We start from the raw sequence: 16,088 nt of genomic DNA, 5'->3' as shown, positions 1-16,088 counted from the left end.
ACGTCGCAGCTATCGCGATACCGACAGGCCGGCGGGCGGAATGGCTCGCCGGACCTTCGGATTAGAGGGCGTAGAAGGTCGAGCCGTAGTCGAACGTCAGTTCCTCGCCCTTCCTGATCCCTTCGATTCCCGCAACCAGCCAGATTTTATTGTCTTCCCGCAGCACGAAGCAGTTGGGCTTCCGTCGGGAATGGTTGGCGTAACGCGCCTCGTTGCCCATCACCGCGCCGTCGATATTCTCGTTCTCGCGCAGCTCGAAGATGCAGTCAGAGCCCGTCGCGATGCGCTCCAGGGCAACGGCATCCGAGATCAATTCGCCCTGATACTCGATGATCTTGACGCCCCAGGGAATCTCCTGCGCGGCGAACAGGCCTTTTCCATGCAGCGGCGACTTCTTGACGATCAGTTTCATGGATGGAACGCGTTACTGACTCGAGGAGGAGCGAAGGCACCCCGGTTGCGGGGCGGTGCCATATTGCCGCGTTCCCGTCGTCGCTGTCAGCGGCAAAGAACATCGCGGATGCTGTGGCCCATGGACGAAGTTCGCGAGCAGGGGACATAGTGGTTGCCCGCGCCTCCCGGCGCGGCAGTCTACGGAGACGTCATGAAGCGCCGCACCATGATCACCGGCCTTGCCGCCCTCGGGTTGGCCCGGAGCCTGCCGGCTGAGGCGCAGGGCGACGCCCTTCCGTCGTGGAACGACGGGCCGGTGAAGCAGTCGATCCTCGATTTCGTGACCCGCACCACGACGATGGGGGCGCGCGACTGGGTGCCGGTGCCCGAGCGCATCGCCTGTTTCGACAATGACGGCACGCTGTGGACGGAGCAGCCGATCTACTTCCAGGTTGCCTTCGCCCTCGATCGCGTGAAGGCCATGGCGCCACGTTTTCCCGAGTGGCAGACGCGCGAGCCGTTCCGCTCCATCCTGGCCGGCGATCGCGCCGTGAGTGCCGCCCTGGGCGAGAAGGCGATGCTCGAGGTCGTGGCCGCGACGCATACCGGCATGACAGTCGAGGAGTTTACCAAGTCGGTCGTCGACTGGCTCGCGACGGCGCGCCATCCCCGCTTCAACCGGCCCTACACCGATCTCGTCTTCCAGCCGATGATCGAGCTGCTGGCCTTCCTGCGCGCTAACCAGTTCAAGACCTATATCGTCTCCGGAGGCGGTATCGAGTTCATGCGGCCCTGGACGGAGCGCATCTACGGCATCCCGCCCGAGCAGGTCGTGGGCTCCTCCGGCGTGACGAAGTTCGAGCTCCGGGCCGACGGCACGCCGATGCTGACGAAGGAGCCGAAGGTCGAGTTCGTCGACGATGGCGTGGGCAAGCCGGTCGGCATCAACCGGTTCATCGGCCGTCGGCCCGTCTTCGCCTTCGGCAATTCCGACGGCGACCAGCAGATGCTGGAATGGACGGCGGCGGGCTCCGGTGCGCGCTTCATGGGACTGGTGCATCACACCGACGCAGTTCGCGAGTATGCCTACGACAGGCCCTCGCAGATCGGCCAGCTCGACAAGGCCTGGGACGAGGCGCTTCGCCGCAAATGGACGATCGTCGACATGAAGAACGACTGGAAAGTCATCTATCCGTTCGAGTTGAAGCGATGAAGGACATGATCCGCATTCCAGGCGGCACGTTCCGCATGGGCTCGGACCGGCACTATCCCGAGGAAGCGCCGGTGCATACCGTGACGGTCGATGGCTTCTGGATCGACCCCACGCCGGTCACCAACGCGCAGTTCAAGGCCTTCATCCAGGCGACCGGCTACGTCACCTGGGCCGAGATCGATCCCGATCCCAAGGACTATCCCGGCGCGCGGCCCGAAATGCTGAAGGCCGGCGGCCTGGTCTTCACGCCGCCCTCCAGGCCGGTCGACCTCGCGGACTGGAGCCAGTGGTGGCGCTTCACCTTCGGCGCCACCTGGCGGCGGCCTTACGGCAAGGGCAGCCATATCGGTGGGCTCGACGACCATCCCGTGGTGCAGATCGCCTTCCGCGACGCCGAGGCTTACGCCAAGTGGGCGGGCAAGGAGCTGCCGACAGAGGCGGAGTGGGAGTTCGCTGCGCGCGGCGGGCTCGCGGAGGCGGAATTCGCCTGGGGTGACGAATTCACGCCCGGCGGCAAGCACATGGCCAACACCTGGCAGGGCGGCTTCCCGGTCGACAATACGCGCGAGGACGGCTTTGCCCGGACCTCGCCGGTGCGCGCCTTCCCGGCCAACGGCTACGGTGTGCACGACATGATCGGCAACGTCTGGGAATGGACGACCGACTGGTACTCGGCCAAGCACGCGCCCGACGCCGCCAAGGCCTGCTGCGTGCCTGAGAACCCGCGCGGCGGGCCGGTGGACGCTAGTTACAGCCCGAGCCAGGCCGCGCTGCGCATTCCGCGCAAGGTGCTCAAGGGTGGCTCCCACCTCTGCGCGCCAAGCTATTGCAGGCGCTACCGGCCGGCCGCCCGCCATGCCGAGGATGTCGACACGACCACGAGCCATGTCGGGTTCAGGTGCGTCGTGCGACAGGGGTAAAATCTCGAGGGTGGCCGAGGTCCGCCTGACAGCCCGACTACCGAAGAATTGTTCCTTACCTCTGATATGCAGGCATTACGTGCGCTCCGACGGGGTTTGTCTTCGTCAGAAGGCCACTGTTTTGTCAGGTAGATTACCCTGGGTGACGTAAGTTAAGTGTAAGAAATCATTATGTAATTCAGTGTCGCTGAATTGATTTCACCGGACCTGAAAAAAATATCCCCAAAACAGAAATGTGACCACTGCATTTGTTGCGCTCGCGGTGCAGCTTGCGTATGTGGGCATGCACTCCGCGCGTTTGTGATCTGCGTGATTGCATAGTCGCGGGCGCTTGGGGGCACCATGTCCAGATCTATCCAGCTGGCGTTCATCGATCCCGCCGTGCGGGATGTCGCGTTTCTCGCCGGCTCCCTGCAGCCCGGCATCGAACCGGTTCTCCTGAACGCATCGCAGCCTGCTCTCACGCAGATCGCGGAGGCCCTGGCCGGCCGTCGCGACATCGCGGTCGTCCACGTCGTCGCCCATGGAAAGTCGGGGCAGATCGACTTCGCGGCAGGCAGCGTTTCGTCCAACGACGTGGTTGCTCATGCCGGCGATCTGCAGGCCCTGACCCGTGCGCTGTCGGATGAAGGCGAACTGCGCCTGTGGGCCTGCGAAGTGGCGCTGGGATCGAGGGGCGCCGCCTTCGTCGATGCGCTGAGCCGGGCGATCGATGCGCCGGTACTGGCGTCGACGGGCCTCGTGGGCGCCGCGGCATCTGGCGGAAACTGGGAACTGGATACGCCGGCCGGCGTGTCACTGTCGCAGTCGCCCCTGACGGCGGGGGGCGTCGCGGCCTACGCGGGGGTGCTGGCGACCTTCACCGCGACGGCGGGAACCGACACGTTCAACGGAACGACGGCCAGCGACACCTACGTCATCGTCGCTGGGACGGTGAGCGCGACCGATACCTTCAATGCCGGGGGAAGCCCCGGTGTCGATGTCATCCAGATCGGTGTTGCCGGGGCCGGCACGAGCGTCGACCTCAGCCTCGCCGCGACGGACGGAGTCGCGGGCTTCGTCGGCTTCGAAGCAATCACCTTCACCAATACGTCGCTCACATCGACGGCGACGTTCAACGCCGCCCAGTTCGGCGCGGGCAAGATCTCGACGACGGTGGTGGTCACCGGCACGACGTCTACACAGGCCTTGGTGATCAATCTCGACACCGGCGCGACGATCGATCTGTCCGGCTGGACCTTTGCGACATGGACCTCGGGCACCGACACGATCACGGTCAATGGCTCGACCGGTGCGGAGACCTTCACGGGCTCGACCCAGGGTACGACGATCCTCGCCGGCGCGGGCAACGACACGCTGATCGTCAGCAATACGAACCAGATCCAGGTCACCGATCGCTACGATGGTGGCGCCGACAACGACACGCTTCAGATCGGCGTGGCGGGCGCCGGCACGAGCATCGATCTCAGCGCTGCCGCCTCCGACGGGGTCAACGGATTCCTCAGCGTCGAGGCCATTGCCTTTACCAACACGTCGGGCACCTCGACGTCGATGTTCGGCAGCGCCCAGTTCGGCGCGGGCAAGATCTCGACAGCATCGACGATTGTCGGGACGGCGGCCGGAACGCAGGCGCTCAACGTCAACATGGCGGCGGGCGGCTTGCTCGACCTGTCGGCCCTGACGTTCACCGACTGGACGTCGGGCACCGACACGATCAGCCTGACCGGCTCGACGGGCACCGAGATCATCGTCGGAACCAGCCAGAACGATCGCTTCGTCGTTGGCGCGACGAATCAGGTCGTGGCAGGCGACAGATACGATGGAAGCGCCGGCAACGACGTCATCCAGATCGGCGTAGCCGGCGCCGGCACCAGCGTCGACCTCAGCGCCGCCGCCACCGACGGCGTGAACGGGTTCCTGAGCGTCGAGGGCCTCTCCTTCGTCAACACGTCTGGAACGTCGACCGCGACGCTCAGTAGCGCGCAATTCGGCGCCGGCAGGATTTCGACGGCGCTGGCGGTCGAGGCGAACACGTCGGCCATCCAGGCCATCGCGGTCAACGTCGCCGCGGGCGGCTCGCTCGACCTGTCGGCCTGGACCTTCTCGAACTGGACGTCGGGGACCGATACGATCTCGGTGACGGGTTCGACGGGCGACGAGATCATCGTCGGCAGCAGCCAGATCGACCGGTTCATCGTCGGCGCCACGAATCAGGTCTCCGCAGCGGACCGGTATGACGGCGGCGCCGGCAACGACGTTCTCCAGATCGGCGCGACGACGGCGGCCGTCACCGTCGATCTGAGTGCGGCGGCCTCCGACGGGGTCAACGGCTTCGTCAGCATCGAAGGGCTGGCCTTCATCAATACGAGCGGCACATCGACCGCGACCTTCGGCAGCAACCAGTTCGGCGCGGGCAAGATTTCGACGGCCCTGGCCGTCGAAGCGACGACGTCCGGCGTCCAGGCCATCGCGGTCAATGTTGCCGCGGGTGGTTCGCTCGACCTGTCGGCCTGGACCTTCTCGAACTGGACGTCCGGCACCGACACGATCACCGTCTCGGGCTCGACCGGCGACGAGATCATCACCGGCAGCAGCCAGATCGACCGGTTCGCCGTCAACGCGACGAATCAGATCTCCGCCGCCGACCGGTACGACGGCGGTGCCGGCAACGACGTTCTCCAGATCGGCGCGACGACGACGGGTGTCACCGTCGATCTCAGTGCGGCAGCCGCTGACGGGGTCAACGGTTTCGTCAGCGTCGAAGGCCTCGCTTTCATCAATACGAGCGGCACGTCGACGGCGACGTTCGGCGGCAACCAGTTCGGCGCCGGCAAGCTTTCGACGTCGTTGGCCGTCGTGGCCAATACCTCGGCGACCCAGGCGATTGCGATCAACGTCGCGACAGGCGGTTCGCTCGATCTGTCGGCCTGGACCTTCTCGAACTGGACCTCGGGCACCGACACGATCACCGTCGCGGGCTCGACCGGCGGCGAGACCATCGTCGGCAGCAGCCAGATCGACCGGTTCGTCGTCAACGACACGAGTCAGGTTTCCGCCTCGGACCGCTACGATGGCGGTGCCGGCAACGACATTCTTCAGGTCGGTGTTGCGGGCGCGGGCACGAGCGTCGATCTCAGTGCGGCGGCGTCTGACGGGATCGACGGTTTCGTCAGCATCGAGAGCCTGGCCTTCGTCAACACGTCGGGCACGGCGACGGCGACGTTCAACGCCAATCAGTTCGGCGCTGGAAAGATTTCCACGGCCTTGGCCGTGTCGGCCAACACCTCGGCGACACAGGCCATTGCGATCAATGTCGCGAACGGCGGTTCGCTCGACTTGTCGGCCTGGACCTTCTCGAACTGGACCTCGGGCACCGACACGATCACCGTCACGGGCTCGACTGGCGCCGAGAGCATCATCGGCAGCACCCAGATCGACCGATTCATCGTCGGCGACACGAGCCAGGTCTCGGTTGGAGACAGGTTCGACGGCAAGGGCGGCAACGACATCCTCCAGGTCGGCGCGGCGGGCGCCGGCACGAGTGTCGATCTCAGCGCGGCGGCGTCCGACGGTGTTGACGGCTTCGTCAGCATCGAGGCCATCACTTTCGTCAACACTTCGGACATCTCCACGGCGACGTTGAATGCGGCGCAGATCGGCGCTGGCAAGATCTCCGCCACCACCGCCGTGACCGGAACGACGGCGGCGGCCCAGGCGCTGGCCGTGAACCTCTCCTCGGGTGGGGCAGTCGATCTGTCAGCCTGGACTTTCACGAACTGGACGTCCGGCACCGACACGATTTCGATCACCGGCTCGACCGGAACCGAGATCATCGTCGGCAGCAGCCAGATCGACCGTTTCGTCGTCAGCGACACCAACCAGATTTCCGCCACCGACCGGTATGACGGCAAGGGCGGCAACGACGTTATCCAGATCGGCACGGCAGGCGCCGGCACCAGTATCGATTTCACGGCCGCCGCAGCGGACGGCGTCAACGGCTTCCTGAGTGTCGAAGGCATCACCTTCGTGAACACATCGGGCGCGTCCACCGCGACGTTCAATGCCGCCCAGTTCGGGACGGGCAAGATCGCCGTCGCGACGGCAGTGACGGGAACCTCGGCAGACCAGGCCATCGCGATCAATGTCGGGGCGGGTGGCTCGATCGACCTTTCGACCTGGACGTTCGCGTCCTGGACGTCCGGTACCGATCTGATCAGTCTCACCGGCTCGACCGGCACCGAGATCATCGTCGGCAGCACGCAGATCGACCGGCTCGTCGTCAGCGACACCAATCAGGTTTCCGTCGGCGACCGCTACAATGGCGGCACCGGCAACGACATCCTCCAGATCGGCCTGGCTGGCGTCGGCACCAGTATCGACCTCAGCGCCGCCGCGGCGGACGCCGTGAACGGCTTCCTGAGCGTCGAGGGTATCAGCTTCGTCAACACGTCGGGCACTTCGTCGGCGACCTTCAATGCCACCCAGTTCGGCACCGGCAAGATCGCGACCAATGCGGCCATCACCGGAACGCTCGGCGCCGTCCAGGCGCTGACGGTCAATGTCGCCGCTGCCGGAACGATGGACCTGTCGACCTGGACGTTCAACAACTGGACCTCCGGTACCGACACGATCACGGTCAACGGCTCGACCGGCGCCGAGACGCTGACGGGCGCCACCGAGGGCACGAGGATCCTGGCCGGTGCGGGCGCCGACACGCTGGTCGTCACCAACACCAACCAGATCCAGGCGAGCGACCGATACGATGGTGGCGACGACGTCGATACGCTGCGCATCGGCCTCGCGACCGCGACCACCATCGACCTGAGTGGCGCGGCGAACGACGGCATCGATGGCTTCGTGAACATCGAGAAGATCACGTTCGTCAACGGATCGAGCACCCTGTCGACGGCGACGTTCAATGCCGCACAGTTCGGCGCGGGCAAGATCTCGACGACGGCGGTGATCACCGGCACGACCGGCACCCAGGCCTTGGCGATCAATCTCGATGCGGGCGGCGCCCTCAATCTTTCCGGTTGGACCTTCGCGACCTGGACGTCGGGCACCGACACGATCACCGTCACGGGCTCGACCGGCAACGAGATCATCGTCGGCAGCAGCCAGATCGACCGGTTCGTCGTCGGCGCGACCAACCAGGTCTCTGCCGGCGACCGGTACGATGGCGGCGCCAGCAACGACATCCTCCAGATCGGCGTGGCGGGAGCCGGCACCAGCATAGACCTCAGCGCGGCTGCCGCCGACGGCGTCAACGGCTTCGTGAGCATCGAGGCGATCAACTTCGTCAACACGTCGGGCACTTCGACGGCGACGTTCAATTCAGCGCAGTTCGGCACTGGCAAGATCGCTGCAGCAGTCGCCATCACCGGCACCGCGTCGACGCAGGCGCTCGTGGTCAACATGGCGCCGGCCGGCTCGCTCAACATGTCGGGCTGGACGTTCACGACGTGGACGTCCGGTGCCGACACGATCACGGTCAATGGCTCGAGCGACGCCGATACGATCACGGGCGCTATCCAGGGCACGACGATCCTGGCCGGCGCCGGAGCCGACACGCTGATCGTCAGCGCCACCACCCAGATCCAGGCGAGCGATCGCTACGATGGCGGCGCCGATGTCGACACGCTGCAGATCGGCACGGTCGGCGCCGGCGTGACCGTCGCGCTGACGGGAGCCGTGAGCGATGGCGTCGATGGCTTCGTCAACATCGAGGCGATCTCCTTCGTCAACACGTCGACGACGACGACGGCAACCTTCAACGCGAGCCAGTTCGGCGCGGGCAAGATCTCGACTTCGTCGGCGATCATCGGCACGACCACGGGAACCCAAGCGCTGGTCGTCAATCTCGCACCGGGCGGCTCGCTCGACCTGTCGGGGCTGACCTTCACCAACTGGACCTCCGGCACCGATACGATCAGCCTGACCGGATCGACGGGCAGCGAGATCATCGTCGGCACAAGCCAGATCGACCGCTTCGTCGTCGCTTCGACGGATCAGGTCTCGGCTGGCGACCGATACAATGGCGGTCTCGGCAACGATGTCATCCAGATCGGCGCGACGACCGCGGCCGTGGCGATCGATCTCAGCGCCGCCGCCTCGGATGGGGTCAACGGCTTCATCAACGTCGAAGGCATCACCTTCATCAACTCGGCCGGAACGGCGACGGCAACATTCAACGCCAACCAGTTCGGCACAGGCAAGATCGCTGCCACCGCGATCATCACCGGAACCAGCTCCACCAACGCCATCGTGGTCAATGTCGGCACGGGCGGTTCGGCCGATCTGTCGGGCTGGACCTTCCCGACCTGGACCTCCGGCACGGACACGATCACCGTCAACGGCTCGAGCGGCGCCGAGACTTTCACCGGCGCCACGCAGGGCACGACGATTCTGGCCGGCGCGGGCAACGACACGCTGATCGTCAGCAACACGACCCAGGTCCAGGTCAGCGATCGTTACGACGGCGGTGCCGACGCCGATACGCTGCAGATCGGCTTGGCGGGTGTGGGCACGAGCATCAGCCTCGCGGCCGCGGCGACGAATGGCATCGATGGCTTCGTCAACATCGAGGGCATCGCCTTCGTCAACACGTCCGGCACGTCGACCGCGACGTTCGGCTCGGCGCAGTTCGGCACTGGCAAGATCGCGAACGCCACACTGATCACCGGAACGTCGTCGACCCAGGCGATCGTGATCAACATGGCGACGGGCGGTTCGCTCGACCTGTCGAGCTGGACCTTCTCCGGCTGGACCTCGGGAGCCGATACGATCACGCTGACCGGCTCGACCGGTAACGAGATCATCGTCGGTAGCAGCCAGACCGATACGCTGGTCGTCGGCGCCACGACCCAGGTGCAGGCTGGCGACCGCTACGATGGCGGGGCGGGCAACGACATCCTGCAGATCGGTGCGACGACGACCGCGCTCGCCGTCGATCTCAGCGCCGCGGCCGTCGACGGGATCAACGGCTTCCTCAATATCGAAGGCATCACCTTCCTGAATTCGTCGGGCACGTCGACGGCGACGCTCAATGGAGCTCAGTTCGGGTCTGGCAGGATTTCATCGACCTCGGTGATCACCGGGACGACCGCCGGCACGCAAGCGCTGGCGATCAACCTCACGGCAGACGGCTCGGTCGACCTGTCTGGCCTGACCTTCGTGAACTGGACGTCAGGTACGGACACGATCAGCCTCACCGGCTCGACGGGCAACGAGATCATCGTCGGCAGCAGCCAGATCGACCGGTTCATCGTCGGCGCCTCCAATCAGGTCACGGCGGGCGACAGATTCGACGGCAGTGCCGGCAACGACATCCTTCAGATCGGCGCGACGACTACGGGCGTTGCCGTGGATCTCAGCGGCGCGGCCTCTGACGGAGTGAACGGCTTTCTCAGCGTCGAAGGCATCACCTTCATCAACACGGCGGGAACGTCGACGGCGACGTTCAATGCCAGCCAGATCGGCGCCGGCAAGATCTCGTCGACGGCGCTCATCACGGCGACGTCGACGGCTTCTGTGGTCCAGGCCATCGTGGTCAACGTCGACAGCGGCGGCTCGGTCGACCTGTCGGGCTGGACCTTTGCGAACTGGGTGGCCGGTACCGACACGATCGCGGTGAATGGCGCGAGCGGCGCGGAGACTTTTGTCGGTGCCACCCAGGCCACGACGATCCTGGCCGGCGCCGGCAACGACACGCTGATCGTCAGCAACACCACCCAGGTGCAGGTCGGAGACCGCTACGACGGCGGCGCGGACTTCGATACCCTACAGATCGGTACCGCCGGCGCCGGCACGAGCATCAGCCTCACCGCCGCGGCGGCCAACGGTGTCGACGGCTTCGTCAACATCGAGGGCATCGCCTTTGCCAACACGTCCGGCAGCTCGACCGCGACGTTCAACTCGACCCAGTTCGGCGCCGGCAAGATCGCGACGACGGCGGTCATCACGGGAACGGCGGCGACGCAGACTTTTGCCGTCACGCTGCCGACGGCCGGGTCGTTCGACCTGTCGGGATTCACCTTCGCGAACTGGACGTCGGGCACCGATATCATCTCGGTCACGGGCTCGACGGGAGCCGACACGATCACGGGCAGCGGCCTGATCGATACGCTCACGGGCGGAGTTGGCGCGGATACGCTGACGGGCGGTGCGGGCCTCGACATCTTCAACTTCGCAGCGGGCGCCTCGGTTCTCACGATCGGCGGCTCCGGCATGTCCGGCACGATCGCCGGATTCGATGTGATCACCGACTACAAGACCGGCACCACGGCCGCGGCCAGCGAGAAGCTCGGCTACTCCGGTGCCGCTGTCGTCACGACCTTCACCAAGGCAGTAACGTCGACGCTGCAGCTGAACACTGCTGCGACAGTCAAATCCCACGCCATCTCCAACGGGATCATCAGCTTCGACGACGCGACCACGTACGCGGCGGCCGTCAACCTGACGTCGCTTTCCGACGTGGCGGCGGTCGTTCAGTATCTCCAGGGTCACGATATCGGCACTACCGGCAGTTCGCTCGCTTTCAAGGCGACGATCGGCGGCATCGGGCACACCTTCGTTTATATCCAGGGATCTTCGGCGGGCACGCCTGACAGCAGCGACGTGCTGATCGACCTGGCGAACGTCTCGGCGGCCAGCCTCACGGCCAACAGCAATCAGCTTGCAGCATTCGATGGCGTGGCGCCGCCGCCGCCGGCGGCGCCAACGATCGTTGAGAACGGCGCGGGCGGCATCAATGCAGCCGAGGCGGCGGACGGCACGGTGGTCGTCGTAAGCCTGTCCGGGATCGGGGCGATCGCCGGCGATACGTTGACGGTGAACTGGGGTGGGGAAGTCATCACCTACACGCTGACCGCGGGCGACATCGTCGCCGGCAGCGTCGGGATCACCGTGCCGCCCGAGACCATCGCCGCGCAAGGTGACGGCGAGTTCAACGTGACGGCGAGCCTGACCGACATGGTCGGCAATATCGGCGCGAATTCGCCCGCGACGATCGTCTCGGTGGATACGGTGACGCCGCCGGCACCTCCCGCTCCGGCGGTTGCCGAGAACGATGCGGGTGGCATCAATGCCAGCGAAGCATCGAACGGCACGCAGGTCGTCATCGACCTGTCCGGCATGGGAGCCGAGGCCGGCGACACGCTGTTCGTGAACTGGGGCGGCCAGGTCGTGAGCCGCACGTTGATTGGCGCCGATATCACGGCCGATAGCGCGACGGTTCTGGTGTCGTCGGGTATCATAGCGGCGCAGGGCAACGGTACGTTCGATGTGACGGCGAGCCTCACCGACGTTGCCGGCAATGTCGGCCCGGTCTCGGTCGCGACCTCGGTTACGGTGGATACGGTGGCCCCGGCCGCGCTGGCGCTGGCCCCGTCGGTGCCAGAGAATACGTCCGGCGGAATCAACGCGATCGAGGCGACGGACGGCACCACGGTCCTCGTGGATCTGTCGGGCAGCGAGGCGGGCCTCGGCTACTCCATCCGGGTGAACTGGGGCGGCCAGGCCGTGACCTATGCCCTGACCGAGGACGACATCCTGGCCGGCAGCGCCACGGTCGAGGTCTCGACCGGCACGATTGCCATCCAGGGCGACGGCACGTTCGCCGTGACGGCGAGCCTGATCGATGTGGCGGGCAATATCGGTTCGGTTTCCCCGTCGACGTCGGTCACGATCGACCGTTTGGCCCCGACAGTGTCGGTGGCGATCGTCGATGATTCGCTGAGCGACGGCGACACCAGTTCGCTGGTGACCTTCACGTTCAGCGAAGCGCCGGTCGACTTCAGCGCGGCGTCCCTCTCGGTGGTGGGCGGCGCGGTCACCGGTCTCGCGGCGACGGGCAATCCGCTGGTCTGGACGGCGCAATTCACCGCGACGGACGGCTTCTCGGGCACGGGCTCGGTCGCGGTCGTTTCGGAGAGCTACACCGACGCAGCGCTGAACCCGGGTGGTTCGGGCAGCGACAGCGTCGCGATCGATCGCTTGAACCCAACGGTGGCCGTTGCGATCGTCGACGATTCACTGAGCGACGGCGATGCCAGTTCGTTGGTGACGTTCACGTTCAGTGAGGCGCCGGTCGACTTCACCAATGCATCCCTTTCGGTGGTCGGCGGCACGGTCACGGGTCTGGCGGCCACCGGCAATCCGCTGGTGTGGACGGCACAGTTCACGGCGACGGACGGGTTTACCGGGACCGGGTCGGTCACCGTGGTTGCCGACAGCTACACCGATGCGGCGCTCAATGCCGGCAGCTCCGGCAACGATAGTGTTGCAATCGATCGTCTGAATCCGACGGTGACGGTGGTGATCGCCGACAATTCGCTGAGCGACGGCGACACCAGCTCTCCGGTGACGTTCACCTTCAGCGAGGAACCGGTCGGCTTCTCGGCCGCGTCGCTTTCGGTCGTGGGCGGTGCGGTTACCGGCCTCGCGGCGACGGGCAATCCGCTGGTCTGGACGGCGCAATTCACGGCAACGGACGGGTTCTCGGGGACAGGCTCGATCACCGTTCTGTCCGACAGCTATACGGACGCGGCGTTGAACCTTGGCGGGTCGGACAGCGACAGCGTCGCGATCGACCGGTTGAATCCGACAGTGGCGGTCGCGATCGACGCTGCGTCGCTGAGCGACGGTTCGCCGGGCTCGCTGGTGACATTCTCGTTCAGCGAGGCGCCGGTTGGCTTCACGGCCGCCGCGCTCTCCGTGGTCGGCGGTGCGGTCACGGATCTCGTGCAAGACCTGTCGGGAGACCCGTCGGGGAAGACCTGGACGGCGCAGTTCACCGCCGACGACGGTTTCTCCGGACCGGGCTCGGTCACGGTCCTGGCCGACAGTTACACGGACGCGGCGGCGAACCTCGGCGGTGCCGGCAGCGACAGCGTTGAGATCGACCGTCTCAATCCGACGGTGACGGTCGCGATCTCCGACGACGCGCTGAACGACGGTGACGCCAGCTCTCTGGTGACGTTCACCTTCAGCGAGCAGCCGGTCGGCTTTAGCGCCGCGTCTCTTTCGGTGTTGGGTGGCTCCATCACCGGTCTGGCGGCGACAGGCGATCCGTTGGTCTGGACTGCGCAGTTCACGGCGGACGATGGGTTCTCGGGAACGGGTTCGGTCAGCGTAGTATCCGACAGCTACACGGACGCCGCGGCGAACCTCGGTGGTACGGGCAGCGATAGCGTTGCGGTTGATCGCCTGAACCCGACGGTAACGGTTGCGATCTCCGATGCTTCACTCAGCGACGGTGACGCCAGCTCTCTGGTGACGTTCACGTTCAGCGAGGAGCCGGTCGACTTCACCAACGCCTCCCTCTCGGTGGTGGGTGGTACGGTCACCGGTCTGGCGGCAACGAGCAATCCTCTGATCTGGACGGCGCAGTTCACAGCGGACGATGGGTTCTCTGGAACGGGTTCGGTAACGGTCTTGCCCGACAGCTACACGGACGCGGCGGCGAACCTCGGTGGTACGGGCAGCGATAACGTCACAATCGACCGGCTGAACCCGACGGTGACGGTTGCGATTTCCGACGGTTCGCTCAGCGACAGTGACACCAACTCTGTGGTGACGTTCACGTTCAGCGAGGAGCCGGTCGACTTCACCAACGCCTCCCTCTCGGTGGTTGGCGGTACGGTCACCGGTCTGGCGGCAACGAGCAATCCTCTGATCTGGACGGCGCAGTTCACAGCGGACGATGGGTTCTCTGGAACGGGTTCGGTAACGGTCTTGCCCGACAGCTACACGGACGCGGCGGCGAACCTCGGTGGTACGGGCAGCGATAACGTCACAATCGACCGGCTGAACCCGACGGTGACGGTTGCGATTTCCGACGGTTCGCTCAGCGACAGTGACACCAACTCTGTGGTGACGTTCACGTTCAGCGAGGAGCCGGTCGACTTCACCAACGCCTCCCTCTCGGTGGTTGGCGGTACGGTCACCGGTCTGGCGGCAACGAGCAATCCTCTGATCTGGACGGCGCAGTTCACAGCGGACGATGGGTTCTCGGGAACGGGTTCGGTCACGGTCCTGTCCGACAGCTACACGGACGCGGCGGCGAACCTCGGTGGTACGGGCAGCGATAACGTCACAATCGACCGACTGAACCCGACGGTGACGGTTGCGATTTCCGACGGTTCGCTCAGCGACGGTGACACCAGCTCTCTGGTGACGTTCACGTTCAGCGAGGAGCCGGTCGACTTCACCAACGCCTCCCTCTCGGTGGTGGGTGGTACGGTCACGGGCCTTGCGGCAACAGGCGATCCGCTGGTTTGGACGGCTCAGTTCACGGCGGACGACGGCTTCTCGGGAACGGGCTCGGTCACGGTCCTGTCCGATAGTTACACGGACGCCGCTGCGAACCTCGGGGGTGCCGGCAGCGACAACGTCACAATCGACCGCCTGAACCCGACGGTGACGGTTGCGATCTCCGACGCTTCACTTAGCGACGGTGACACCAGCTCTCTGGTGACGTTCACGTTCAGCGAGGAGCCGGTCGACTTCACCAACGCCTCCCTCTCGGTGGTGGGTGGTACGGTCACGGGCCTTGCGGCAACAGGCGATCCGCTGGTTTGGACGGCTCAGTTCACGGCGGACGACGGCTTCTCGGGAACGGGCTCGGTCACGGTCCTGTCCGATAGTTACACGGACGCCGCCGCGAACCTCGGGGGTGCCGGCAGCGACAACGTCACAATCGACCGCCTGAACCCGACGGTGACGGTTGCGATCTCCGACGACACGCTGAACGACAGCGGCACAAGCTCTCTGGTTACATTCACGTTCAGTGAGGAGCCGGTCGACTTCACCAACGCCTCCCTTTCGGTCGTCGGCGGTACGGTCACGGGCCTGGTGGCGACGAGCAATCCTCTGGTCTGGACGGCGCAGTTCTCGGCGGACGATGGCTTCTCGGGAACGGGCTCGGTCACGGTCCTGTCCGACAGTTACACGGACGCCGCTGCGAACCTCGGCGGTGCCGGCAGCGACAACGTCACAATCGACCGGCTGAACCCGACGGTGACGGTTGCGATCTCCGACGCTTCACTAAGCGACGGTGACGCCAGCTCTCTCGTCACGTTCACCTTCAGCGAGGCACCGGTCGATTTCACCGCCTCCTCTCTGGAAGTCGTGGGCGGCACTGTTACGGGATTGGCGGCGACGCTTGATCCGCTGGTATGGACAGCGCAATTCACCGCGACCGACGGATTCACGGGAACAGGCTCGGTCGCGGTGGTGGCCGACAGTTATACGGACGCAGCGGCAAATCTGGGCGGTTCGGGCAGCGACAGTGTCGCGATCGACCGCCTGAACCCGACCGTGACGGTTGCGATCTCCGATGCTTCACTCAGCGACGGTGACGCCAGCTCTCTCGTCACGTTCACCTTCAGCGAGGCACCGGTCGACTTCACCGCCTCCTCTCTGGAAGTGGTGGGCGGCGCTGTTACGGGCTTGGCGGCGACGCTTGATCCGCTGGTATGGACAGCCCAATTCACCGCGACCGACGGATTCACGGGAACAGGCTCGGTCGCGGTGGTGGCCGACAGTTATACGGACGCAGCGGC

General features: G+C 65.5%; 4 protein-coding genes. 3 read left to right on the top strand and 1 reads right to left on the bottom strand.

Translation table 11 applies throughout. From position 1 onward, the window contains the following. Window positions 1-61 precede the first annotated feature (61 nt). A complete protein-coding gene (locus AC1RP5_RS18940) occupies window positions 62-412 on the bottom strand; it encodes an SET domain-containing protein (RefSeq protein WP_493113085.1) in 351 nt (116 codons plus the stop codon). 192 nt (window positions 413-604) lie between these two features. On the opposite strand from AC1RP5_RS18940, the gene AC1RP5_RS18935 reads away from it, so the two are divergent. The 3 genes from AC1RP5_RS18935 to AC1RP5_RS18925 all read left to right on the top strand — a co-directional run. Then, window positions 605-1,606 (top strand): HAD family hydrolase, encoded by a 1,002-nt coding sequence (locus AC1RP5_RS18935; protein ID WP_493113083.1) that lies wholly within the window; start codon window positions 605-607, stop codon window positions 1,604-1,606. Continuing rightward, window positions 1,603-2,526 (top strand): formylglycine-generating enzyme family protein, encoded by a 924-nt coding sequence (locus tag AC1RP5_RS18930; RefSeq protein WP_493113081.1) that lies wholly within the window; start codon window positions 1,603-1,605, stop codon window positions 2,524-2,526. Before AC1RP5_RS18935 ends, AC1RP5_RS18930 begins: the two co-directional genes overlap by 4 nt. Window positions 2,527-2,868: 342 nt before the next feature. After that, window positions 2,869-16,088: Ig-like domain-containing protein (locus tag AC1RP5_RS18925; protein ID WP_493113079.1), on the top strand; the 13,220-nt coding region annotated here is incomplete at its 3' end.

It is taken from the genome of Reyranella sp. GW821-FHT12G01, from assembly GCF_058806575.1.
Note: the sequence above shows the minus strand (reverse complement) of the source record. Positions and strands in the feature narration are given on the sequence as shown.